Genomic DNA, 24,056 nt, shown 5'->3' on the forward strand with positions numbered 1-24,056 from the left:
CAGTTTGGATCAAAAATTGTTTCGCCGTTCCCGCCTGAACAACTGACAATGGGAAACGCAGATTTACGCGACCTCGCTGCGATTACAGAGGTGCCATTCGATAACGTGGGGGAGTCGACAGTTGCAGTTGATGCGCACAACTGGCTGTATCGTTATCTCACGACGACAGTCAAGTGGACCAGCGACGAGAAGTACACTACGCGTGACGGGACCGAGGTTGCGAATCTTCTCGGGGCTGTCCAGGGGTTGCCGAAGTTCTTCGAACACGACCTTACGCCCGTCTTCGTCTTCGACGGAGCTGTTACTGACCTCAAAGAAGACGAGGTAGCAAAGCGCCGAGAACAGCGCGAGCAATACGAGGCAGAGCTTGCAAAGGCCCGCAAAGAGGGCGACCAAGTCGCAGTTGCCCGTCTCGAATCCAGAACACAACGGCTCACCGACACGATTATCGAGACGACTCGGCAACTGTTCGAACTGCTTGATGTCCCGGTTGTGGATGCACTCGCCGAGGGTGAGGCCCAGTGTGCCCACATGGCCCGGCAGAAAACTGTCGACTACGCCGGGACCGAAGACTACGACGCGTTGCTCTTTGGCGCGCCTTACACACTCCGGCAACTCACGAGTAGCGGCGACCCCGAGCTGATGGACTTCGACGCAACGCTTGAAAACCACGACCTGACCTGGGAGCAACTCGTCGACGTGGCGCTACTCTGTGGAACAGACTTTAATCCGGGCATCTCCGGCATTGGCCCAAAGACCGCTGTCTCGCTTGTTTCCGAACATGGTGACCTCTTTGGCGCACTGTCGGCGCGTGATGAACATATCGACAACGCAGACCGGCTTCGCTCGCTCTTTCTTGATCCGCCTGTCGAAGACGTGACTGTCGACACGGCAATCAACCCAGATGTAGGGGCAGCTCGTGAGTTTGTCACCGAAACCTGGGAAGTTGATGCCAACGAGGTCGAACGCGGCTTCGAGCGTATCGAGCAATCGCTCGTCCAGACGGGTCTTGGAGACTGGTCTTAAGCCTTTGTTTGCCCGAACCGAGCCTGTCTATCCCCTTATACTGTTTTCCCAACGTTACCTCGTGACCACCAGTTTCCGGGCACACTCTCTCTACCGAGCACGTTCAAGCGAGCAACAGGCTTCGCTGTCGACGGTAATCCAGGCCGCCGCAATGTGTGGGGTGGCTGGGTCAAATATTGTGAGCTTCGTCGGGTCGTCCGTATCGCTGTGTGCCCAGTCTAGATCGACATCGGGATACTCGGACAACTGCTCGGGACCGTACCGCTGATGATTGCTTTGTTTGGTCATACCACACGTATTCAATTAGCCAGTAATAAACGCTCCGTACAAACACTCAGGCAGTCCTTAAGGAAAATCATATTCTCTAAACAGCACCTGATGACGTGTTACTGTTCTGTCGGCACTCCAACGACGAGCAGTACAGCTGTCAGCACGAACACGCCCGTTGCGATGTCATAGGTAAACTCCCCTGTCTGGAGTGCGAGTGTGGTTCCAGTAAGGAAGCTACCAGCCGTAGCAATCAGTGGTAGCGTACAGCTTACACACGCAAACAGCCCGAGAATGCCGGCAACTGCTCCGCGAGATGTTGCTGCAACAGCTCGGTATACGCCGTAGGAGAGTCCAATGTAGCCAATAACCTTGAACGGCAGTAGAACAATCCGTATCGGTGGCAGAGAGCCGAGCACAACTGGCCCCCAGCCGGGAGTTGAAACCTCGACAGCAAGAGAACTGGTTTCGGCGCCGAGACCGACCACGCCGCCAATTATTGCGAGCACGAAAAAATACACCACACCGACGATGGGGGCAAACAAGCCGGTATTAGTCTGGCACCCACGCTCTCGGAGATGAGCAACTAGCCAGACCGCAACTGTAATCCAGACGACCGGCACCATCGCACGCTCCGCTGCGATGACTGTCCCTGTTGCGTGTACATATGCAAGTAGTGCCACAATATGAGCGACGAGAACAAATATACTGAGAATTGCCGCACGACTCCTAAAGAGCCTGAATGCGCGGATTATTCCCGGATTCTCGGTAACGCTACTCATTATCTTATTGACGTGGAATTGGTGCCTTTTGTCTATGCACTCACCGAGGCAGCATCCTGGTTTTTCGGGAGAAGCAAGAGACCACCAAACACCACGGCGAGGATGGTCCCTATGGCTGGGAAGTAGACGCTCGGCGCGATGTCAATGCCGAACATTCCGAGCAGTGTATTGAACTCGACAGCGAAGACGATAGCGAACGCACCGAGAACCAGCAGGCCTGCCGTACCGGGACGGTTCATGGTATCACCCCAAAGACTGCATGGAATAACCCAGTGAGGAAGCTACTGGTATCGCCGATAAACGTGGTCACTGGGCCAAACCAGCCGTTTCCAGAGACAATTGCTGCAATCGGGAGTGTGTAAGTGAGAAGAATTAGCCCGATTGCGATAGCGGTCCACAACCGGAAGTTTTCGAGGACTGCAGGGGCGTGTTCCGGACCCGAAAGAGCTGGCGGAATTGTGTCTGGCGTCGGTGCATCTTTATCAGCGAAATTGAACCACGACAAGAGAATGTGTGCTGCAAACAGCAGTAGTGAGACAACCAGCAGCACAGAGCCCAGCGCAATCTGGGCGTGCAGTTCGCTAATCGTTCCAAGCGATGTCTCGAAGGTCACACCATCGTAGAATGGGTCTGCGGTTCGCCGTGGCTCACCAGCTAACCCGATGCGGTGCATCGCGTTCGACATGAACACCATTCCGATAAACCACACGACGACCTGAACGAGACCGAGGCGCTTGCTGAACACTTTGTGGCCTGTAATCTTCGGGAGGAACCAGTATGTAGACGCCATAAACGACAGCGCTACGGCGGTCCCGACAGTGAGGTGGAAGTGACCGACAATCCAGAGTGTATTGTGAACGAGGTAGTTGAAGTTCATACCTGCGTTTACCATCCCGGAGAAGCCTGCTGCGGCAAACATCAGTGCTGCCAGAGCCATGCCAGTAAACGCCGGGCGGTTCCACGGCAAGTCAGTGAGCCATCGGAAATAGCCAGAGCCACCACGCTGACGTGCACCGTGTTCGATGCTTGCCACAACGGTAAAGGCTGTTAGCAGACTGGGCAACAGCAAGAACATCGTATTCGTCATTGCCAAGAATTTGAACCCTTCTGAGATACCGGGGTCCACGTACTGGTGATGTATACCAGTTGGCACCGAAAGCACCAAGAAGAGAACGAACACGATGCGTGCAAGCGGGTCACTGAACAAGCGGCCGCCCGCGAGTTTGGGAAGGATGACATACCACATCATGTACACCGGCATCAGCCAGAAGTACACGACCGGGTGGCCAAAGAACCAGAATAGCGTCCGTGTTAGCAGTGGATTCACGCCACCGACAAGACCGAGTTGCCACGGTAACAAAAAGAAAATAACAGCGATAGCAACACCGGCGGAAGCGAGATACCACATAAGCATCGTCGTCAACACCATGAATGTCCGCAGCGGTGTCTTCTCACCACGGTTCTTCTGTTTCCAGGCCCACCACGAGCGGAACCAGTCGATGCCTGCAAGCCAGGTGCCGATAATGAACACAGCAAGCCCGGCATAAAACAGTGGATGTGCCTCAAGGGGCGCATAGAACGTGAACAGTACGTCTGCACTGATTTCTGTCTGATCGATAAATCCACCGAGGATCGGGACCGCGGCCATAATCGAGCCAAGAACCATCAGAGCATACCAAAGTTTCGTAAACCGAATATCCTCTGACGGACGGTCGAGGCTGTCAGTTACTGCCCACTGGAAGAACCCGACCAAAAAGAAGATACTAAATAGGATAGCAAGCGAGACACCATGAAGCGTCAACACCGTGTAGTATGTCGAATCGTCGATAACTTGTACGTAACCGGTCCGGTGCAACGCCTGAATAAGTCCCATCACGCCACCGAGAAGTAGCGCGACAAACGAACTTGCGAGGGCAGCCCTGACAATTCCAGCCTCATTGGGATACTCGTGGGCGAACACCCCCATCAGGCATCACCTCCAAACTCGTCTTCAGGGACAACTTGGATTTGCCCCTCCATTTCGTGATGGAGGCTTCCACAGTACTCGTGACAGACGAACCCATACGTCCCGGACTCGTCGAATTCAACCGTTATCTCCGTTATTTGACCAGGAATAATCATTGAATTTACGTTTGTTCCAGCAATGTTGAACCCGTGTGTCACATCACTGGCAGTCATATAGAACGTCACTGTACTACCTTCCGGAATCTCGATATCGTTGGGAATAAACGACGGGTGAACTGCAATCATGTTCACCTCGAACTCTCCATCCCCGACCTGGTGTACACCAGTATCGCCAAACCGCTCGTGGTCGCTGAGGTTATTCGGGTCAATGGTTCCGCCATCATCGTCGACCATTTCGATGCCGGCTCCGACGGCACCGTACGCAACGGTTCCAATAAACGCGACGATTAACAGCACTGCAACGCCGAACCAGATTTTCTCGTATCTGTGTATCTCCATTGTCACACCACCGTTGGGCCGCGACCGAGGAACTCGACGAAGTACATGAACACCCAGAGAAAGGCGATGATAAGGAAATACACCGTAATCAGGCTGAGTGTTCCAACGGGATCGTACTCGTCGTGTCCAATTTGTTTCTCGATGTCTACCTCCCAGACATCGTCTGGCTCGTCAAGGGTGTCGGGGGATGCCTCGTGTTCGGTGCCTGAACTCATGACTATCGGTTCTTAGAATACAGCAGTCTAATACCTGTACGCTGGTTCCCACGCCCTGGGAACCACGGCTTTCTTTTAGCATAATACCGCCGTAGGGTGTATCATGAGTCTCCCTGTTCGCGCGAATGGCTTGCTCGCTTTGGGAGCGTTCATCCCGCTCGTAACGTTCCTGACAGGCACTGCACAAGCTGACCTTACCAGCGGTATCTTCACCGGAGTGAACGTCTTACTGATAACTGGCAGTCTGTTCGTTCTTTTCGGTGGGTCAGAGGCCGAAAACGGACAGGAAAACGGCGCTGCACATTGATTCGCCTGCATCCCACAGTCTGCGGACGTGTATACGCATGACAAACGAGGCTTGTTCACTTTGTGACCTCCCCGCAGACGAAGCCGTAACTGCCCCGAAAGTTGATGGGACGTTCTGTTGTCGTGGGTGTCTGGAGGTGTACCGTTCTGTGGGTGATGTTGCTGTTTCGGACGATGAAACAATCGAGTCAGCGTTCGGGACAGACGACGACACCGACTATCCCGAGTCCGCTGAAACCGCTTACCTCGCTGTCGACGGGATGCACTGCTCGACGTGTGAGGTGTTTCTCGAATCGAATGCGTGCAACCAAGATGGTGTCTACGACGCTGAGGCGAGCTACGCGGCTGAAACAATCAAGCTCGTCTATGACCCTGAGTCCCGGACGGAATCAGATCTGCTTGATGTCGTCTCAGGGATGGGATACCACGCTCGAAGGCGCGACGAAGCGCCCGAAGATGGTGAGGGGATAGTGAGCCGTCTTCTCGTCGGCGGCATCTTTGGGATGATGGCGATGACAAACTATGCTGTCTTCCTGTATCCAACCTACTTTGGGTACGACCCAGTTGTTGAGTTCGGTCAGTTTGATGGTCTCTATCTGTACGGTCAAATTGCTGTGATGACAGCGATTATCATCGGCTACACTGGCCGACCCATGCTCCGTGGTGCCTACGTCAGTCTCCGAACGCGACGGCCGAACGTCGACTTGCTTGTCACAATTGCCGCGCTCGCGGCTTTCACCTATAGCACAGGACGAGTCTTTGTTGGCGGGAGTGACCTCTACTACGATGTGAGTATTGTCGTCGTTCTTGCGGTGACGGTCGGTAACTACTACGAGCAGCGAATCAAACAACGGACAGCTGGCTTACTTGCCGACCTGACAGAACTGCAGGTTGCCGAAGCAACCCTCGAAACCGGTGAGACAGTCTCCGTTGAGGATATCTCGGCAGGTGACAGACTCCAAGTAACTCCCGGCAAGCGCATCCCTGTCGACGGAACGGTCAAGCAGGGAACTGCGGCGGTCGATGAGGCACTTGTCACTGGTGAATCACTCCCTGAAACGAAACGTCCGGGCGATGAGGTTCGTGGTGGCACAGTTGTCACTGACGCGCCGCTGGTTGTCGAAGCCGGGCCGGAAGGAGAAAGCACACTCGACCGCGTTGTCGAGTTGCTTTGGGATATTCAGGCGTCTCGTCCCGGCGCACAGCGGGTCGCCGACCGGCTAGCGACGGTATTCGTTCCATTTGTACTGTTTCTCGGAGCGGCAATCACGGCTCTCATGCTGGTAACTGGAAAATCAGTACAGAGTGCGGTCCTCAGTGGACTGACAGTGCTTATTGTGTCGTGTCCGTGTGCGCTAGGGCTCGCGACACCGCTCGCTGTTGCATCAGGTCTCCAGTCCGCAGCAAAGCAGGGTATCGTCGTTGCTACCCCGGAACTGTTCGAACACGCAGGGGAAGTCGAGACGCTGGTTCTTGATAAGACTGGGACGATAACTGATGGCGAGATGGCAGTCACGACTATTGTGGGTCACGACGTTTCAGAGACTGAACTTCTTGGGCGTGCTGGGGCTGTCGAGCAGTACGCCGACCACCCGATTGCAAGCGCGGTAACTGATGCGACCGCTGATTATCCGATGACAACAAGAGTCATGGAATCCGCCCCCGACGTGAGTGACGGTGAGGACTCCACGCAGGCAGTCGACCTCGAAACGTTCGAGTCATTCACACGGGGAGTCTCTGGAACTCTTGACGGTGACCGCGTTCTCGTTGGCCATCCCGGTCTGTTTTGGGAAAAAGAGTGGACGGTACCAGCAGCCCTTGAAGAACAGTTGTCGGCGATTCGAGGACGTGGTAATGTCCCCGTTGTTGTCGGCTGGGATGGACAGGCCCACGGTGCTATCGGCGTCGGTGATACACCCCGTAAAGAGTGGAAGACTGTCGTCGATTCGTTTGCGGACAGTCGTGTCGTCATACTCACCGGTGACGAAGGCCCCGGTGTCCAGCGCTTCCGTGAGAATCCTGCAGTCGATGATGTCTTCGAAGGCGTGCCACCAGACGGAAAAGCCGAAACAGTTCGACGACTTGCAGCCACTGAGACAGTAGCGATGGTCGGCGACGGCAGCAACGATGCGCCAGCGCTTGCGTCCGCTGACGTTGGTATCGCTTTGGAAAGTGGCACACAGCTTGCGACAGATGCTGCGGACGCGGTCGTTTTGGAAGGTGAGCTGCAACGCGTGCCAACTGTGTTCCGTGTTGCTTCTCGCACGAAGCGGCGTATCCGACAGAACCTTGCGTGGGCATTCCTCTATAATGGGGTGGCGATTCCGCTTGCATTGACCGGACACCTGAACCCACTCTTTGCCGCAGTGGCGATGGCGACGAGTAGCCTATTTGTCGTTGCGAACTCAGCACGGAGTGCTGATACTGCTGATGCTGACTCCGTGCGGACAAACCGTTCTGTCTCGTCGTCATCACTTGACGAATCGGCGTCACGAGCGAGCGAAAAGCCGGCCTGAGGTTGTTCAACCGTGCTTGCCGTCTCCTCAACCGGGATGGAACACTGGGAATCCAGCTGTCGTGTTCGAAGCTAGTGACAATGATGGGTTTAATATATCCGTTTCTCCAATGACAATATAGTATTGTTGTGAGCGAAGACACACCTACCAAAGAACCCTCTTCGGAAAGGAGAGAGATACTCATTGTCGAAGACGAGGTGGAACTTGCCGACATGTACGCAGCGTACCTCGAAGATGAGTTTGCTGTTACCGTCGCTTACAGCGGCGAGGAGGCAATCGAAACCGTTGATGATGAGTTTGATATTGTTCTCCTCGACCGTCGGATGCCTGTCGTTTCGGGTACTGAAGTCCTCGCACACATCGAAGAACAAAAACTCGACTGTCGGGTTGCGATGGTTACAGCAGTAAACCCAGACTTTGATATTATCGACCTCAGAATCGACGACTACCTGATAAAACCTGTCTCATACAGTGATATCCGTGAGACTGTTGAGAGGCTAAATAAACTCGAGGCCTACAACTCTCGGATGCAGAAACTTACCTCGAAAAAGCTTAAACGGAACGTTCTAGAGCTCGAAAAGACGAGAGCTGAGCTGTCCGAAAGCGACGAGTTTGAGGAGCTTACTACAGAAATCGAAACCCTTGAAACAGAAGTTGAAGCGATTAGCGACGATTTGGACACGGAGCAACTCCAGAATCAGCGATAACATCGCTATTGTAGCGTTACTGCCAACAAAGCCGGCTAGTCTTTCCGTTCGACGACATCACCGAGCGTGTAGCCTCCAGAAGATTGGTCACTACTCCAATCTGTGTCATCTGAGCCGCTACTCGTTGTCAGGGCGATATCGAGCCCGCGCTCTAGCTTGCTCCGAATCTCGTCGGATGGCAGTGTCTCACCGTGTTCGAGCTTGCGAATAAGGCTCGCTTTCTCATTAAGTTGCTTTGCTAACTCTTCTTGAGTGAGGCCAGAACTCTCGCGGGCGTTCCGAATGCGCTCGTCATAATCGGGCGCTATCTCATCCATCTCGTCGTACATATCTCGTCGGCTGCCGCCGTCAGAACTCCCGCCGGTGTTCGAACTCGTGGACGACGAGCCACTGGAACCTGATGAACTACTTGTCGAGTACTTCGTCGATGTCGACGATGTTCCCGAGTCGGTTTTCACTTCGGTCCCGAAGTCGGTACACTCATCACAGACGTTGAGTTCAGCCCCTTCAATCTTGACGCGGTTCGGACTGGCTGTCTCTGTCCCGCACATCTCACACTGGACCATATGTGGCCTTTATCGACGCCGTCGCATAAATGGTGCGTTCGTTTCGGCTATCAGCCGGCCCGGTACACCTTTGCCTATTGCCGCCGCGTTCACTGTATGAAGTTCAGTATCCCGGTATACAACGGCTTTGATGACCTCGACGCAGTTGGGCCGTACGAAGTGCTTAACCACACACAAAATGCGGGGGCTGACCTCAATGTTGGCCTCTATACTCTCGAAGAGGTGGCTGTGGTCGAATCGAGCCATGGACTCCGAGTTGAACCGGACGGACAACTGCCACCGGACCCAGATGTTATTGTTGTTCCGGGTGGCGGGTGGTCCTCCGGTGAGATGCAAGGTGCACGCCGTGAAGCAGATCGGGGTGTCCTGCCCGAGGCAATCAAATCATATCACGAACAAGGCGCAGTTGTGGCATCTGTCTGTACAGGGGCCATGCTTCTCGCCCGTGTGGGTATCACCGACGACCGTCCAGCTATCACACACCAGTCGGCCATTGATGACCTCGAAGAATCTGGCGCAGAGATTGTTGATGCACGCGTTGTTGATGACGGTGACGTGGTGACTGCTGGCGGCATTACATCAGGGATTGACTTAGCACTCCATCTTGTTGGCCGAGAGTTTGGCACCGAAGTAGCCGACCGTGTCATGGAGACGATGGAGTACACGTTGACTGGAACGGTCCACCGTTCAGCGTAGTGCCCGCATTGCATAATAGAACCGCTGCAGAGCAGTTAGATGCCCGACAACGGCAAAGACAACGAGCAACCAGCCGACAATGGGGAGTCCGTACAGCTTTTGCTCGATGAACGCGGCGGCGATTGCAACTATCGTGACAAGCGCGAGCCTGTCCGCACGCCCGAGGAGGCCCCCATACACCCGATCAAGCCCCACAGCCTCGGCCTGTGTCCCCAAATACGAAGTCATGAGCACACCGGTAATCGCTGCAAATCCAAGGGCGTACTCTGCGATGCTGGTTGCGAGACCAGCGATAACAAAGATGTCCGCGTAGCGGTCAAATACGTGGTCGAACATGTCGCCAGCGTCTGACTCGACACCGAGTTCTCGTGCGAGCCCACCATCAAGCAGGTCTAATATCCCGTTTGTGATGACAAGTGCCGCACCGAGAAGATACAGTAGTTGCTGTTCGCTGGCCAACCCGAAGCTGACGCCCGCCCCGGCCGCCATCACCAGTGCGACGAAGCTGATTGCGTTCGGCGTCACGCCGACACGGACTGCGCCGGCGACTAGTGGCTGCATCATTCGCTCGGCGATGTTTCTGAACGAACTCAGCGTCATAAGTAGTCGATATAAGAAACAGTCCCGACACCGGGCTCCCGGTCACCGGCTGCCACGGCAGCAATTTCTGCAGCGACAGATTCGGGGCTACTGTCTGTTGTTTCGACCTCGTAGACGCTATTCGAACCGTGTCTGTCGACAGCTTCGGTGAGGACAACATCGAGTGCCTCACTTTCGGCGTTTTCTTCGACCGAGGCTTGTGCTTTACCTCGAGTTTTGAGACGAGAGTTGAGCTCGTTAGGGTGGCAGCGACAGACGACGACCCGATCAGCCCCGAACTGGTGAGCGAGGTGTGATTCAAACAGGATATCCTCGCGGCCTGTGAGCCAGTCCTCGACAGCGTCGAAGTCGACAATCGCCGAGTCCCGCTTTTCATCGTAGCCGGTCGTCAACTCCTCTGTTTCAATGACCTCGTTGAGGTGGACAACATCCAGCGAGTCGTCGAGGAGTCCCGATTCGACAAGCGTTTCGACAGCCGTTGTCTTCCCGGTCCCTGGGGTGCCGGTAACAGCCACTCTCACCCGTCAATCACCCGATTTAGCGTTTCCACGGCGTGTGGCGTGGTCTCCCGTGTGCCACAAGAAATACGGATGCATTCAGGCAGTCCAAAGCTCGAACAGTCACGGATAATCGTTCCTTCGCGCTGGGCTTCGACGGCGACCGCCTCCGCGTCTCCGACTTCGGCGAGAACAAAGTTACCGCCACTCTCCCACGTTGGTGCGGTAAGGTGTTCGTGGATATACTCACGTGCCCACCGTGCCGTCTCGACCGTTTTTTCGACGTGGTCGTCGTCATCCAGTGCAGCCAGGCCAGCGTGGCAGGCTGGCACGTTCACGGCAAACGGTGTGTTTACCCGGTCGTAGGCGTCAGCCCACTCCGTTGGCACGAAGCCATATCCGAGTCGGAGACCGGCAAGCCCATACACCTTCGAGAATGTGCGAAGCATTGCGATGTCTTCTCGGTCGTCGAGAAGGCGACGGGCCGATGGGGTGTCGGTAAACTCACTGTAGGCTTCGTCGACGACAACCAACGTTTCGTCGTCGGTTTCCTTTGCAACTGTTTCGATGTCGTCGACTGTCATTTCCGAGCCTGTCGGGTTGTGTGGTGTGGTGAGGTAGACGATTCGGTGATCGTCGTAGGCGTCGAGAACGACTTCGGGCTGTTGTTCGAAATTGTCAGCTTTCGAGAGGTGGTACTCGTCGACTACCCCGTTATGATAGCGGGCACTCATTGCGTAGTAAGCAAAGCCCGGCTTCGGGACGAGGACGGTATCGTCGGGCCGGAGGAATGTTCGGGCGAGGTAATCAAGCACACCGTCCCCGCCGGGGCCAAGCCAGACCTGCTCAGTATCGAGATTCCACTCTGTCGCGAGCGCCTCAGCGAGGTCTGCATGCGCTGCCTTCGGGTAGGTGTGGCTATCTTTGGCCGCCGACTTCATTGCCTTGACAGCATGCGGACTCGGGCCGAACGGGTTTTCGTTTGAGGAGAGCTTGACAAGTTCATCCGGGTTCAATCCGAGGTCACGTGCAACTTCCTCGATGCCACGACCAGCACGATAGGGGACGTGGTCCGACAGGTCCCGTGGTTCCATGCCAGAAAGAAGCGGACCGCCGGTCTTAAGCGTGGTTATCCGACAATGGTAACGGTTTTTTCAGCGCAGGCTCGAGTGTTTACGAGGGCGTGTGGCCTAGCGGATAGGGCGAGGGGTTCCTAACCCCTAGATCGTGGGTTCAAATCCCGCCACGCCCGTGCGAGCGCAACACACCCGGAATCCCCCTGTACGGCGACAAAGTTTTGGATTCCGGTATTTAAACAGAAGAGAGTTCTGAGCCGCGAGTTCGTTCTGTGGCGGAGTACAGTGTGGCGTCTTCACGTGGTTCGTGGATCCTGTCGTACTCGCGTGGAATAAAAGTTGCCCAGACAAGCGTGCGTTCTGGATTATCTGGTCATTACTCAGGCGCGCCTGTTTTGCTCATTCTCGTCCAGTTGCTTTCCTGCCCCCTCTTTGTCACATCGGGTTTCGGCGGCTGACCGACCGGCCGAATCCTCTCTTTTGGAAGTTTGTTTGCGACGAACGGCAGGACAGCAAGAGCAAGAATAACTGAAAGAGTCTGAGTTCAGGAAATCGACTTTGATTGTACTCCGCTATGGAATGGTCTAATTCTGATAGCGAATGAGGACTGACTGCTGTAGTTCTGAAGAGGTAGCCGTATTGACTGCAGTACTCTCATTTCAGTCACTGGTAGCACGTAATAAGTTGTATGTTGGATTCGCTTGACTTGAGAACCTCACTCATGCACGCCGAGGCGAGGTCAATTGCTCTTCAATGCATTGCTTCGTTTTTGATGAAGATCGTTGTACCATCTGGCCTTCACTGGTTTGAAATATTCTGCAAACAAGCTTGGTGCTTGATTCGTAGGGATATTTAGGTCATTCAGCAGTTCATCGGTCAGGTGTGCTGCGTATGGGTAGGGGCCAAATCCGTTCAGACCCGGAATCTCATTTTTTTCCCATTCGACTCTCTCGTCTATGTGTTCACGCAGTTCGTCTTCAGGAGGTACATCGAATTCGTCGTTAAAATAGGCAGACAGCCAATGTGCTGATGTCTCCATTGTTAGGAAGTTGTTGAACGCTTGCCGTAGTCCGACGAAACCGATGTTATCTTTAGATGGAGGAAGGATTGACCTGTATGCTTTGAATCTCCCGTTGTCTGTTTTCAAATTCCAGTCATCACAAATGAAAGGGAAATTCTGTTTGAACCCGGTTCCCCAGACGATGATGTCTGCTTCAAGTGTTTGACCGTCGTTGAGTTTCAGCCCATTCTCGGTAAAGGTATCAATCTCTCCTTTTATTGGCTTGATCTTTCCATCTTCGACAAAATCAAAGAGTTCTTTTGGGTATACTCCCGCTCTATGAACGCCATCCGGCAAGGTTTCTTCTGGGGTCATAGAATCAGCAACCCGATTAAGGCCTGCTGAACGCTTCAAGTCATCAGTCACCCGTTTCCAGAGGAAGTTGTTGAGTTTCTTAGGGAGTTTGTCAATTCGGCGGTTTGCATCCTCATTGTGATAGGTCGGGAGCAACGATTCACCAAATCGCGAGAACATCATATACGGGTACGGAACCTTCCCGAATACAAGTTTTCGAGGAAGGTGCCAGTGGGCTTGTCTGAAGAGGAGCGTAGATGAATCACCGGCCTTGGCTGCTTCAACACTCATATCGAGTGCTGACTTCCCGAATCCAACTGAGATTACGTCCTTCCTATCAAACGTATTGTATGTGTTTATCTCCGAGGAGTGGTATACCTCTCCTGAGAATTTATTTTCTTTTGGAATGTCCGGCTCATGTGGGATGTGATACAGCCCAGTACAAACGATAATGTAATCAAACGTCTCTGTCTGTGTCTTGTCACCTGTCTCAACTGAAACCCTCCATGTCCTGTCTTTCTTTTCAATTCCAGTTACTGTGTTGTTGAACTTGATGTCTTCATAGAGGCTGAAATCACGGGCGTAGTCTTGAAGATATTCTTGGATGTCTTCGGCGTCCATAAACGCGGTATCGTGTGGTTTGTCTGAAAACTCGAGGAGACCCTCATCAGCTTGGGCGTTTAGATTGACATAGCGACGTTCTTGTGCCCATGTGCCACCAACAGCATCGAATTTCTCGTATATGGTTATGTCAAACCCATCTGTCTTGAAGACTTTTCCAGTCACTAGTCCAGCTGGCCCGGCGCCAATAATACATACTTCTTTTGTCATGGTATCTTACTCTGATTGAGTAGCCAAGAGTCGGTGACCCCCAGTATCTTGTTCGAAAGGTGATGCAGTCTGGACTGCTGACTCACCAGATGACGATCCTGTTTGTCTCGTTTCTTGTGAACTATTATTTCCTGTGTTCATATTCTCTCCACTGTTGTAACTCCCTCCCGTTGATCCATCTGTAGACTCTGAACCGCCACCTGATAGACATCCATCAGATATAGTCAGACCTCCCTCAGAGTCTCCAATGAACGTTCTGCGTGCCATACGACTATTCTCGTCCTTGGTCTTCTTACATATCATAACACAAACCTTTCTTATTTCTGTGAAATTTAATAGCTTGTTTTTTCGACCAATCAAGCGTTTTCCTTCTGAACGGCACCATTTAGAGTTCCAAGAACTGCGGGTCGTTGAACGATTATAGACTGTGTTTCTTCGGTTCCGTTTCGTCCTCGCTCGGATCTATCGTACATAAGCACTCTCACAAAGGAGTATCCCCAGTAGATCTCTAAGCACTGAGCAACTGGCTCATTCGGTGAGCCACTTTCGTAAGATTGTATTCACTTTACCCCTGATTATGATGACATATGAGTGGGGCTGGTATTGAAGAGAAACGAGACATGATAACGAGGCGTGCCGAATTCATCGAAGTTTTAGACGAGAACGGACCCTCCCAACCCCGAGATACCGTCGATGAACTCGACCATTCCCGATTGACTGTGAGGCGTTCACTTCGAGAGTTGAGGGAGAATGGGCTTGTTGAGAAACGAAACGAGGGGTATGCCGCAACTATGACAGGGGTAATGGCTGTCGATGAGTACCGAAGACATGAGGAAAGAAGTCGGGCAATTTTCACATCAAAAACACTTCTCGGGTCTCTCCCCGGCCCAGAATGCCTCCCACCGGCAGCTCTTACTGGTGCTCAAACACACCTCACCGACGAATCTGCGCCGTTTCGTCCGCTCGAACAAGTGACCGAACGCGTCAGGAATGCCGAGAACATTCGAGCGCGTCGGATGCATTGAGTTCATTCATCGTGATCACGAGCCGCGTAATTTCGCCATGGTCACTGTGTGTATGACTGTGGTTCAAATCCCGCCACGCCCGTTCGACCCCCTATAGCCGTCTCGCTGGCGCAACGACCGCCGCGACATCTGCGATATCGCTCAGTCCCGTTATCCTTGTGGAGGGTTGCTCCTGTAACGTACGGTTTACTGACACGGTACAACTGTTGAATTACAAGAGACCGTGCCTCTTTTGTCGCTGCCCACGTTGTATGTGATATGGGTTTTGGTAGCTATGACGAGTCCGAACAAGAAACACAAGAACGGGACGAAGACGAGAACGCTGAAGCAGTAAGTGTTCACGAAAATGAACACGATGGGGAAGTCAAGTTCGAATCGGACATGTCTACCGAGGGGCTCGTAGACAAGCTTGACAAAATCAAAGACACAGACGACGAAGACGACGACTGAGCAAAACGGCGGGGGAATTGGTCAGTAAGTAAAACGCCCGCAGGCGACAGGGGCAAATCGAATCCTGTGGGTAACCGGCTGCTCCAGCAACTGACGACGACACCATTTTTCCAGGCCTCGTGGCGACCAGCACCAGTCATCTCGACGGACAGACACCAGCTGGAACACACAGTCGACCTGCCCACTCTATGTATGAGACCCGACAGACTCACGAGCTTACTCAGCTGTTTTTTTGTTGTTGTCGTTCACCGAAGCTGTATCGGAAGTCCAAGCTGTCCCCGGGCGAGACTGCTGTTTGGAGATTCGACTGGAGTAGCGCGGCTGATGCCGGGATTCACAAAAGTGTGTGGTTGGTGGTTCCGGAGAGAGCTGCCAACTTGTTTGAGAAACTACCCGGCCCGCTTGCGACGTAGCCCACTATCGAATAGGATAACAGCTACTTGGCTCGGCCAGCGTTCGTCGGTTCTAAACTACAGTATCCCAACTGTGGTCGGAAATATTCGCCGTTCCGCGCGGCGGATATCAAGCAAGCCACCACTTCTTGAACTGTATCCCAGCCAGCGTCAGTGACCCAACAGCGATTGGTGTCCAGTAGATGATACCACGCGTTATGACGACCGCTGTAATTATCGTCGCCCGTTGACCTCCCGTCATCGCGAAGATGAGGCCAATCTGTGCGGCCTCGATTCCGCCACTTCCACCGGGGGTTGGGATGGCAGATGCGAGCAACGATACGGGAACGATGAATACAACCAGTGCAAGCGAAATGTCGACATTGACGCCACCTAACGCAATCCAGAGCAATACTCCCTGTGTGACAGTCGCGAACGTCGTGAGCGTCGCAGCCACGATGACGACTGGTTTGTTCGTCGAAATTTCCTCAATCGAATCACTGAAGCCGTCGACTCGGCGTTGAATTTCGTCTTCTTCAACCTTTGAGAGTCTCGGAACGTACCCAATTCCGTGGTTGAGCTTTGTGACGACCCAGTGGATTACCCTGTGGGCTGGGTCGGGATTTCTGTAGATGAGTGCCAAGACAAGAACGAATGCAGCGATACTGACGGTAAAGACAGTGACCGGCGACCTGATTCGCTCTGGAATTGTCGCATCGAAGAGAGCAATATAGCTTCCGCCAAAAAGCATGATGAGGATGCCGGGCGTGAAGCCCACCAGCTCCTTTGTCGAGAGAGCGGCAACGCTTTTCTCGAATGACTGCCCTGTCCAACGTGACATGATAACGCCGCCTGCAGGCAGTCCACTCGCCTGCCCAAACGGTGTGAAATTATTTGCAAGGTTAACTGTCGTATTAAGGAATACACTTTCAATCGGGGAAACGTTCAATCCAGCGCCCCGCGAGACAGTATACAGAGTCAGCCCCATCGAGATTGTCCCGAGCGCGTTCATGACGAGAATGCCAGCTAGTCGGGCTTGTGAAAGGTTGGTTGCGGCGTCGACGAACTCTGTTGGGCCCGCTAGCAAGATAAACACAGCAAATACGGCAACCCACGTAAGGACCCCAGCCGCGACGTGTCGGCGTCGTATCTCCATTACAGGACCTCCCGAAACTGCTTGGTATTTGGTGAGACGGTCCCGCAGGCGGTGGTCGCGCTACTGGCTACCCCACACTGTTCCTGTATTGCTCCGATGAAACGGCGGAGTAGCGTCAAGCAGTCTGCTTTCGTGATAGAGTGTGCAGTCACCGCTATCAGTGTACGAGAGAGTTTACTCAACCCGTCACGAAAGGCGAAGAGATGTGTATATATTTTTTGTAGATCGACTGTCCGATTCCAGAGCTCCATGTAGCAAAAACTAGCCGATTTCCCAGTCTTAAAATTGGCTAACTCAGTGCGACGATATACTGACGTGGCAGTACCTCTCTCAGAGCTGCTGGTTCTTTCTGCTGTCTCACTTGGAGTACAAGAGCCAGCAGTGCGTGGTCTCAGTCCGACCCGAAGTCAGCATGTTTAAGATTAGATGACGAAATACGTTCAGTATGTCCATGCTTTCACGTCTTGCAGAGAGTCTGCCGCTGCCACAAGCGGGCCAGGAACTTCTTGAGAACCCACAGCGAACGCCCGCGCTCACACGAGATCGATTTACTGCGGCCCGACGCATCTCAGCTTTGCCACACCTCTTTGAACACCGCGACGACTTTGACACAGTCGAAGCATACTGTCTGTTCGTTGGCCACGGGCGGACAGGTCACAGCCTCGTCGGAAGTCTCCTAAACGGCCACCCGGAAATGGTCATCTCGCATGAACTCGATGCGCTTCGACTCCTTGACCGGGCGCAGGTTCCGGTATCGCGCGACCAATTGTTCTCAGCAATCCTACAGCGCGACGACGAATTCACTAATCTTGGCCGGGAGTGGGAGCGATACAGTTACAACGTTCCAGAGACCGCCCAAGGTGAATTCGACCGTCTCCGGATTATCGGTGACAAAAAAGGCGCAGCCTCCACTCGCCGACTTGGCACTAGTCCAGAACTGCTTGGTGACCTCCGTGACACCGTTTCGATGCCCATTCGGGCAGTCCACGTGGTTCGAAATCCCTTCGATACTATCGCCTCACGGCGCAAACTAAAGGAAACCTGGCAGGAGTATGGTATCGAGAAATACTTTGCCAACGCAGACAACGTTGAACTCATCGACGGGATGCTCGACGACGATGAACTCTTCCGCCTGCATCATGAGGACCTTATCTCGGATACGGCATCGGTGCTCTCGGAGCTTTGTGCGTTCCTCGGTATCGATGCAGACGATGAGTACCTCTCTGCATGCGAGGAGTTTGTGTTTGACTCGCCGAACCAGACTCGTCACGAGGTTGAATGGAGTGACACCGATATCGACCGTATCAGCACGAAGAGTCAGGAATACGACTGGCTAGAACAGTACAGCTTTGAAACGGAGTAAGAGTATCGCTTGTGAACAATTACGTGTCTTGCTCGTGACTCGCACCCTCGTTCGGGCATCCATTACAAACCACAATGATCACACCCCATGGAAACACACTCGTCGACAGAACAGTTGATGCAGACCGTAGTGAAGACCTTCGTGAGTCTTTCGAGAGTTATGCAACAGTCACCCTTGACCGTAACCTCTTGTTTGACTTCCAGAACTTAGCCCAGGGAGTCTACAGCCCGCTTGAGGGGTTTATGTGTCGCAACGACTTCTTGAAAGTCGTCAACGATGTCACGCTCGAAAACGGAGTCGCGTGGCCGCTTCCGATTGTTCTCGATATTACAGCTGAACTAGCAAACGAGATTGAGCCGGGTGATCGAATCGGCATTCGGCGGCCGGATGGGACGCCACTTGGCGTTATGGACGCTGACAGTGTCTACCGGTACAATGAGGACGACACATGCCAGAATATGTTCGGGACGACAGACGACGACCACCCGGGTGTACGAACAATCCGTTCGAAAGACCCATTTTTCGTTGGCGGCCCAATCAAGGCCTTTTCAGACGCTCTCCCGCGGAACGGAAGCCACGACCTCACGCCAAAAGAGATGCGCGTCCTGTTCAAGAAACGAGGGTGGGACAGGATTGTCGGCTTCCAGACCCGGAATGCCCCCCACCGCGCACACGAGTACCTACAAAAATCTGCACTCGAACACGTCGATGGTATCCTCATCCAGCCGAAAATCGGCGAGAAAAAGCCCGGAGACTACACAAATGAGACGATTCTCAACGGCTACGAATCGCTCATCGAGAACTATTATCCGACTGACTCGGTTGCACTCGCGATATTTAAGTCGCGAATGATGTATGCAGGCCCCCGTGAGGCAGTCTTCGACGCTATTGTTCGGAAGAACTACGGCTGTACGCATTTCATTATTGGCCGCGACCACGCCGGTGTTGGCAACTACTACGGCGACTTCGAAGCACAGCGTCTGTTCGACGCAATCGGTGACATCGGCATCGAACCGCTGTATTACCACTATGCGTTCTACTGTACGGCTTGTGATGGCATTGTCTCGGAGAAGATTTGTCCACACGACAGCACTCATCATATGGAGCCCAGTGGTACTGAGCTTCGGAAGACGTTATCGAACGGACAACAACCACCATCTGAGTTGATGCGCCCGGAGGTTGCCGAAACGATATTGAGTACGGACGGAGTATTCATCGAGGAATAAGATGTTCACGCTTTGGTTCATGGGCCGACCGGCAGCAGGAAAGTCCACAGTTGCGAGTCGCGTCGAAGACCGATTGGTAGACCGAGGGTACGGTATCGAAAATCTGGATGGTGATGATATTCGAAAACATCTCCATCCAGACCTTGGATTCTCGCGGGAGGACCGCCGGACAAACAACCGACGAACTGCATACATCGCAAAACTCCTCAATCGCAACGATATCCCAGTTATTGTCGGGATGATAACGCCGTTCCGTGAATCCCAACAGCAAGCACGAGATATCGTCGAAGACGAGGGCGAGTTTGTGTTAGTCTACGTCAAATGCTCAGTCGATGCTGCCCAAGAGCGCGATCCAAAGGGCCTCTATGAGCAAGCTCGTAACGGAGATATTGAGAAGTTTACCGGCATTAACCACCCGTTCCAAGAACCGCTGCAACCAGATATTGTCGTCGACACAGAAGACCAGACAATCGATGACGGAGTCGAGCACGTATTAAGCCATCTCACGGAGAAAGGGATGCTAGACGAACGGCTCGAAGATGAGTATAGTTTCCCGATTTCCCGGTCAGAAGAAAAAGAGGTAACCGACCGCCTCAAATCACTCGGATACCTTGAGGACTGAGCGGACACCACGACCGAGAGCGTGTTTTCTTCTGTCCTCTGTGATGATAGCGTTCATACACAGATTGCATCTTCACACGAGAGTGGCCACACGGCCAAAAGTATTCCTCGGACGGGGCCGATACTCCGGCAATGAACGACGAGTACCAGTTTCTTGTTGATAGACTTGGCCAACGGCAGGTTTCGACAACCGAGGAGACACTGACCGAACACAGCGGGGACTGGGCGACTCTTTCCGAGTGGATTACGCCGGAGCCTGTCGAGCCGGGTGTCGTTGTCTATCCCGAGACGACAGAAGATGTTGTGACGGTCCTGAAGACGGCGACTGAACGAGCGATTCCTGTCACACCATATGCTGCTGGAACGAGTCTCGAAGGCAATCCGGTCCCCGTCGACGGCGGTATCAGTATGAACCTTACACGGATGGATACTGTGCGCTCAGTCCGCCCTGACGATTTCCAGATTGACGTCGAACCCGGTGTCATGGGGCCAGCAATTCAGGAGGCGGCCGGGAGCCATGGACTCTTTTTTCCGCCGCTTCCCTCCTCGGGCGACATCTCAACGATTGGTGGGATGATTGCTAACTCGGCAAGTGGGATGCAGACGGTCAAATATGGAGAAGTCGCAGACTGGGTGCGTGAACTGGAAGTCGTCCTTGCAGACGGCTCAGTCATCACGACAGGATCAAAGGCACCCAAAACCTCAGCTGGGTATAATCTTCGTGACCTCTTTGTCGGCAGTGAAGGGACACTCGGGGTCGTGACACGAGCGACGCTCGAACTCGCTGGTCGGCCCGAACAAAAACGTGGCGGGCGGGCAATCTTTGACACCCTCTCCGACGCGACAGCAGCGGTCATGGATATTGTCAGTTCAGGGGTCGATGTGGCAAAAGTTGAGCTGATGGACACCCAGTCTGCACGCATCTCGAATGCCTACACCGGTGCATCGCTGCCAAACGTACCGATGATTTTCTTAGAGTTCCATGCCGATCATAGTATTGCGGACGAAATCGCCTTTTGTCGCGCTGTTGTCGAGAGTCACGACCCACAGGCCTTCGAAATTGCTGGGGAAGAACGGATGGCTGAACTCTGGGAAGCACGAACGGAGCTTGCGTACGCGCTCTCAGAGTACGACCCTGAACGCCAACCCCTCCATGCAGGTGACGTTACTGTCCCGATTAGTGAATACGGGCCGACAATCGAGTATGCAAAGCGTCAGGCCGAGGAGACTGACCTGCTCGTTCCGTGTTTTGGACACGCGGGCGACGGCAACGTACATTACGCGATTCTTGTCAACGGAGACGACAAAGCAGAAATCGAACGCGGCAAAGAAGTCTATGCTGACCTCGTTGAGCGAGCGATTGCGGTTGGCGGAACCGCAACTGGAGAACACGGCATTGGCCGGGGCAAGCGCCAGTATCTTGTCGAGGAACACGGTGAACACGCAGTCGAAACAATGCGTGCAGTCAAACAGGCACTCGACCCGACAGGAACGCTCAACCCCGGGAAAATCTTTCCGGACGGAAGTGATTAGCTCATGGTCGAGGACTGCTCCAAGAGAGCAACGAATCTACCTGGTCGTGTGTCTGGGAAATCGTCTCAGAGTTGTCGACTTGGTCGAAACCAATGGTAATCGGGTCGAACTCCGCCTTTAGTTCCCGGTACACGCTGAGGTCTGCATCGCTAATATCTTCACGAGATTCGATTCGCCGTGCGACGGTTTCCTCGTCACAAACAACACGGATGAGCTGAAACGAAACATCGTTGTCGTCGGCTACCGACTTTACCTGCTCGCGGTGAGCCACCTTGGTGAAGGTTGCATCGAGGACGACCGACGCGCCGTCTGTGAGATGCTGGTTAGCTTGGTCGACCAGTTCGTCGTACACGCGGTTGCGTTCTGCGTCCGAATAGGTCGGCTCATCAACCAGTTCTTTACGTATCGCATCGGTTCGAAGCCGAACGGCGTCAAGACGTTCCGTCATGTACGAGGAGACAGTCGACTTGCCAACCCCGGGGAGCCCACAGACCGCGACCAGTGTGTGGGCAGTTTCTATCATTTCAGGACTGATTGTGCCATTCGGTTCGGGAAGCCAGTAATCAGCTCCCAGATACCCATTTTCTGTTCGTCCGAGCGGAGGCGGTGCCGGAGACGCTGGCTGAACAACTCAACCGAGATAATCAGGATGAAGATAGCAAACAGCGCTGCCATCATATCGGTAAATCGAAGCAGGCCTCGCTGAGACTCGACGATGAATCCCAGACCACCGGCGCCAATAACACCGACAGAGACCGCGACGCGGACATTGATCTCGAAGATGTACAGTGTCCACGCAATGAACGCTGTTCGAACCTGACTTAGCATCCCGAAGAACACGACTTGGGGCTTGCTTGCCCCGGTTGTTCGCATCGCCTCGATAGGGCCGTCCTCTATCTCTTCGAGTTCGTCGACGAACAGCCGTCCGAGGTTACCAATGGTGTCGAACGCGATTGCGAGTGATGCCGAGGCGGGGCCAAGTCCCAACAGCGGAATGAAAATCAGTGCCCAGATAATTGCCGGAACTGACCGGATGAACGACATCGTACCACGGAAGATGAAGTTGAACGGGAACGGCGTGACCCGCTCGGACCCCATCGTTCCGAACACGAGTGCAAGCGGGAAGCCGAGCACAGTCCCGATGAATCCCATCGCAAGCGTAACACCCGCTTCTCCGAATATCCGGAAAATGCCAAGCTCAGTAAAGAAGAACGCGTAGATGTCGCCCAGATTTGGCGGCCACTGGAAGAGTAGCCCACCGACTTCCGGGTCGTACAGGAGATTCTCTTGCTGGATAAATTCGAAATACTCGGTGATATCGAGGAACGGGAGTGCTCCAATCGAGATTGTCGGGAAGAATGGATTCGCACCGTGGAACATCGAATTAAGCAGCGACTCCATTCGGAAGTCCGCTGCTAACAACTCAGCAGCGGCAAAGGCTTGTACTGTAACAAAGCCAAGGAAGACAAGCAGGGCCAGCCAGCCAAATGCTCGCCGTCGCCGAGTCTGTTTGATTTTATCGAACTGGGCGGTAATGGCGGATTGTGGACTCTCTTCGCCTGTTGTGCCACCATCTGGCACTACATCTGCGTCTGTCTTTTCGCTCACGCTTTTACCTCTTTTTCCTTCGGGTCGCCCGAGCTACCGACAAACATGCCTTCGGTATCGATATCGCCGTAAATTTTATCCACGGCATCTATCGTGAGGTCGTCTCGGTAGCCGTCGAACACCTTCTTGCCGTTCCTGAGGCCGATAAACCGATGACCGAACTTGCGTGCGATGTTGACCTGATGGAGACTACAGAACGTCGACAGTCCTCGGTCCTCGGATGCAGCCCGCAGGTAGCGCATCACGTCCTGTGCGCTGCCAGGGTCGAGACTTGCTACCGGCTCGTCAGCCAGTAGTACATCCGACTGTTGGACGAGCGCACGTGCAATACCAACCCGTTGCTGTTGTCCGCCACTCATCCGTCGGGCTTTCTTCTCTGCTTCGTCCAGCAGTCCGACCGTATCTAGTGCTTCCAGTGCACGGTGTTTCTCCTCTTTGTCCTGTAACTGGAGGATACTCGTGAGTAGTCCATTCCGATGGACACCACCCGACAGCGCGTTTGAGTACGCTGACATATCACCGATGATATTGTGTTGCTGGAAAATCATCGCTATCTCCGGGCGCGGAGCGGTAATCGGTTCGTCACCGAACAGAATCTGCCCCTCTGATGGAGAGGTCAGTCCGCACATCGACCGCAAAAGTGTCGACTTCCCGGAGCCGGAGACGCCAAGAATAATGACAAATTCGCCTTCCGGCACCTCGAAAGAAACGTCGTCAAGGGCGACAGTCTCTCCGAACTGCTTCGTGAGACTGTCGACCACGATTTTGCTCATGATTACT

25 protein-coding genes, 1 tRNA gene and 2 pseudogenes are annotated in these 24,056 nt (G+C 53.7%); 13 read left to right on the forward strand and 15 right to left on the reverse strand.

All coding sequences use genetic code 11. The features are described from left to right. Positions 1 to 48: 48 nt before the first annotated feature. Positions 49 to 1,026 (forward strand): flap endonuclease-1, encoded by a 978-nt coding sequence (gene fen, locus N5098_RS03505; protein WP_267636308.1) that lies wholly within the window; start codon positions 49 to 51, stop codon positions 1,024 to 1,026. A gap of 90 nt (positions 1,027 to 1,116) precedes the next feature. On the opposite strand, the gene N5098_RS03510 is transcribed toward fen, so the two are convergent. The 6 genes from N5098_RS03510 to N5098_RS03535 all read right to left on the reverse strand — a co-directional run bounded on the left by N5098_RS03510 (position 1,117) and on the right by N5098_RS03535 (position 4,753). Continuing rightward, positions 1,117 to 1,314, reverse strand: coding sequence for a hypothetical protein (locus N5098_RS03510; RefSeq protein WP_267636309.1), 198 nt, complete (start codon positions 1,312 to 1,314; stop codon positions 1,117 to 1,119). A gap of 98 nt (positions 1,315 to 1,412) precedes the next feature. Continuing rightward, positions 1,413 to 2,075, reverse strand: a complete 663-nt coding sequence (locus tag N5098_RS03515; protein ID WP_267636310.1) for a DUF7546 family protein — start codon at positions 2,073 to 2,075, stop codon at positions 1,413 to 1,415. A gap of 32 nt (positions 2,076 to 2,107) precedes the next feature. Continuing rightward, positions 2,108 to 2,314, reverse strand: a complete 207-nt coding sequence (locus N5098_RS03520; RefSeq protein ID WP_267636311.1) for a hypothetical protein — start codon at positions 2,312 to 2,314, stop codon at positions 2,108 to 2,110. Then, complete coding sequence (locus N5098_RS03525) at positions 2,311 to 4,041, reverse strand: cbb3-type cytochrome c oxidase subunit I (RefSeq protein ID WP_267636312.1); 1,731 nt, start codon at positions 4,039 to 4,041, stop codon at positions 2,311 to 2,313. The genes N5098_RS03520 and N5098_RS03525 overlap by 4 nt, the downstream gene beginning before the upstream one ends. Continuing rightward, complete coding sequence (locus N5098_RS03530; RefSeq protein WP_267636313.1) at positions 4,041 to 4,538, reverse strand: cytochrome c oxidase subunit II; 498 nt, start codon at positions 4,536 to 4,538, stop codon at positions 4,041 to 4,043. Before N5098_RS03530 ends, N5098_RS03525 begins: the two co-directional genes overlap by 1 nt. Before the next feature lie 2 nt (positions 4,539 to 4,540). Further along, positions 4,541 to 4,753 (reverse strand): hypothetical protein, encoded by a 213-nt coding sequence (locus N5098_RS03535; protein ID WP_267636314.1) that lies wholly within the window; start codon positions 4,751 to 4,753, stop codon positions 4,541 to 4,543. Between the two features lie 103 nt (positions 4,754 to 4,856). Between N5098_RS03535 and N5098_RS03540 the strand changes: the two genes are divergently transcribed. From N5098_RS03540 to N5098_RS03550, 3 genes are all read left to right on the forward strand, one after another. Beyond that, positions 4,857 to 5,060 carry a DUF8131 family protein gene (locus tag N5098_RS03540; protein WP_267636315.1) on the forward strand — a complete coding sequence of 68 codons (204 nt, stop codon included), beginning with the start codon at positions 4,857 to 4,859 and terminating at the stop codon, positions 5,058 to 5,060. 37 nt (positions 5,061 to 5,097) lie between these two features. Continuing rightward, the gene (locus N5098_RS03545) at positions 5,098 to 7,575 is read left to right on the forward strand and encodes a heavy metal translocating P-type ATPase (RefSeq protein ID WP_267636316.1); all 2,478 of its coding nucleotides are present in this window, start codon (positions 5,098 to 5,100) and stop codon (positions 7,573 to 7,575) included. A 128-nt stretch (positions 7,576 to 7,703) separates the two neighbouring features. Beyond that, positions 7,704 to 8,282, forward strand: a complete 579-nt coding sequence (locus N5098_RS03550; protein ID WP_267636317.1) for a response regulator transcription factor — start codon at positions 7,704 to 7,706, stop codon at positions 8,280 to 8,282. A gap of 35 nt (positions 8,283 to 8,317) precedes the next feature. Here the strand turns inward: N5098_RS03550 and N5098_RS03555 are convergent. Then, a pseudogene (locus N5098_RS03555) lies at positions 8,318 to 8,797 on the reverse strand (multiprotein bridging factor aMBF1); the annotation flags it as partial. Here N5098_RS03555 and N5098_RS17755 point away from each other — a divergent pair. Beyond that, positions 8,688 to 8,948, forward strand: a pseudogene (locus N5098_RS17755) (DUF8138 family protein); the annotation flags it as partial. The pseudogenes N5098_RS03555 and N5098_RS17755 overlap by 110 nt on opposite strands. After that, positions 8,945 to 9,544 (forward strand): DJ-1/PfpI family protein, encoded by a 600-nt coding sequence (locus tag N5098_RS03560; RefSeq protein ID WP_267636319.1) that lies wholly within the window; start codon positions 8,945 to 8,947, stop codon positions 9,542 to 9,544. The pseudogene N5098_RS17755 and the gene N5098_RS03560, both read left to right, overlap by 4 nt. Here N5098_RS03560 and N5098_RS03565 read toward each other — a convergent pair. Genes N5098_RS03565 through hisC form a run of 3 tightly spaced genes read right to left on the reverse strand, consistent with a single transcriptional unit; the run spans position 9,536 to position 11,735 of the window. After that, positions 9,536 to 10,144, reverse strand: a complete 609-nt coding sequence (locus N5098_RS03565; protein WP_267636320.1) for a CDP-alcohol phosphatidyltransferase family protein — start codon at positions 10,142 to 10,144, stop codon at positions 9,536 to 9,538. The two genes, N5098_RS03560 and N5098_RS03565, sit on opposite strands and share 9 nt — an antisense overlap. Further along, positions 10,141 to 10,665 (reverse strand): adenylate kinase family protein, encoded by a 525-nt coding sequence (locus N5098_RS03570; RefSeq protein ID WP_267636321.1) that lies wholly within the window; start codon positions 10,663 to 10,665, stop codon positions 10,141 to 10,143. Before N5098_RS03570 ends, N5098_RS03565 begins: the two co-directional genes overlap by 4 nt. Then, positions 10,662 to 11,735: a histidinol-phosphate transaminase gene (gene hisC / locus N5098_RS03575; protein WP_267636322.1), complete on the reverse strand. Its 1,074-nt coding sequence runs from the start codon at positions 11,733 to 11,735 to the stop codon at positions 10,662 to 10,664. The genes N5098_RS03570 and hisC overlap by 4 nt, the downstream gene beginning before the upstream one ends. Positions 11,736 to 11,820: 85 nt before the next feature. On the opposite strand from hisC, the gene N5098_RS03580 reads away from it, so the two are divergent. Continuing rightward, positions 11,821 to 11,893: transfer RNA gene (locus tag N5098_RS03580), tRNA-Arg, on the forward strand. Positions 11,894 to 12,456: 563 nt separating this feature from the next. Here the strand turns inward: N5098_RS03580 and N5098_RS03585 are convergent. Next, the gene (locus tag N5098_RS03585) at positions 12,457 to 13,902 is read right to left on the reverse strand and encodes a flavin-containing monooxygenase (RefSeq protein WP_267636323.1); all 1,446 of its coding nucleotides are present in this window, start codon (positions 13,900 to 13,902) and stop codon (positions 12,457 to 12,459) included. Between the two features lie 587 nt (positions 13,903 to 14,489). Here N5098_RS03585 and N5098_RS03590 point away from each other — a divergent pair. Continuing rightward, a complete protein-coding gene (locus tag N5098_RS03590; RefSeq protein WP_267636324.1) occupies positions 14,490 to 14,927 on the forward strand; it encodes a DeoR family transcriptional regulator in 438 nt (145 codons plus the stop codon). A gap of 258 nt (positions 14,928 to 15,185) precedes the next feature. Beyond that, positions 15,186 to 15,377, forward strand: coding sequence for a DUF5786 family protein (locus tag N5098_RS03595; RefSeq protein WP_267636325.1), 192 nt, complete (start codon positions 15,186 to 15,188; stop codon positions 15,375 to 15,377). Between the two features lie 522 nt (positions 15,378 to 15,899). On the opposite strand, the gene N5098_RS03600 is transcribed toward N5098_RS03595, so the two are convergent. Beyond that, positions 15,900 to 16,925 (reverse strand): lysylphosphatidylglycerol synthase transmembrane domain-containing protein, encoded by a 1,026-nt coding sequence (locus tag N5098_RS03600; protein WP_267636326.1) that lies wholly within the window; start codon positions 16,923 to 16,925, stop codon positions 15,900 to 15,902. Between the two features lie 445 nt (positions 16,926 to 17,370). On the opposite strand from N5098_RS03600, the gene N5098_RS03605 reads away from it, so the two are divergent. From N5098_RS03605 to N5098_RS03620, 4 genes are all read left to right on the forward strand, one after another. Further along, positions 17,371 to 18,288, forward strand: a complete 918-nt coding sequence (locus N5098_RS03605; protein WP_267636327.1) for a sulfotransferase — start codon at positions 17,371 to 17,373, stop codon at positions 18,286 to 18,288. Between the two features lie 74 nt (positions 18,289 to 18,362). Next, entirely contained in the window at positions 18,363 to 19,514 is a 1,152-nt protein-coding gene (gene sat / locus N5098_RS03610; protein WP_267636328.1) for a sulfate adenylyltransferase, read from the forward strand. A 1-nt stretch (position 19,515) separates the two neighbouring features. After that, positions 19,516 to 20,136 (forward strand): adenylyl-sulfate kinase, encoded by a 621-nt coding sequence (cysC, locus tag N5098_RS03615; protein WP_267636329.1) that lies wholly within the window; start codon positions 19,516 to 19,518, stop codon positions 20,134 to 20,136. A 131-nt stretch (positions 20,137 to 20,267) separates the two neighbouring features. After that, a complete protein-coding gene (locus tag N5098_RS03620; protein WP_267636330.1) occupies positions 20,268 to 21,668 on the forward strand; it encodes an FAD-binding oxidoreductase in 1,401 nt (466 codons plus the stop codon). Position 21,669: 1 nt separating this feature from the next. Here N5098_RS03620 and N5098_RS03625 read toward each other — a convergent pair whose 3' ends face one another. The 3 genes from N5098_RS03625 to N5098_RS03635 are packed head-to-tail and all read right to left on the reverse strand — an operon-like array spanning position 21,670 to position 24,049. Continuing rightward, positions 21,670 to 22,191 carry a P-loop nucleotide/nucleoside kinase family protein gene (locus tag N5098_RS03625; protein WP_267636331.1) on the reverse strand — a complete coding sequence of 174 codons (522 nt, stop codon included), beginning with the start codon at positions 22,189 to 22,191 and terminating at the stop codon, positions 21,670 to 21,672. Then, a complete protein-coding gene (gene phnE / locus N5098_RS03630) occupies positions 22,188 to 23,276 on the reverse strand; it encodes a phosphonate ABC transporter, permease protein PhnE (protein ID WP_267636332.1) in 1,089 nt (362 codons plus the stop codon). The genes N5098_RS03625 and phnE overlap by 4 nt, the downstream gene beginning before the upstream one ends. Further along, complete coding sequence (locus tag N5098_RS03635; RefSeq protein WP_368407989.1) at positions 23,273 to 24,049, reverse strand: ATP-binding cassette domain-containing protein; 777 nt, start codon at positions 24,047 to 24,049, stop codon at positions 23,273 to 23,275. Before N5098_RS03635 ends, phnE begins: the two co-directional genes overlap by 4 nt. Between the last annotated feature and the right edge of the window lie 7 nt (positions 24,050 to 24,056).

The sequence above is a fragment of the Halovenus rubra genome, assembly GCF_026586665.1.
In the GTDB taxonomy this organism is placed as follows: Archaea; Halobacteriota; Halobacteria; order Halobacteriales; family Haloarculaceae; genus Halovenus; species Halovenus rubra.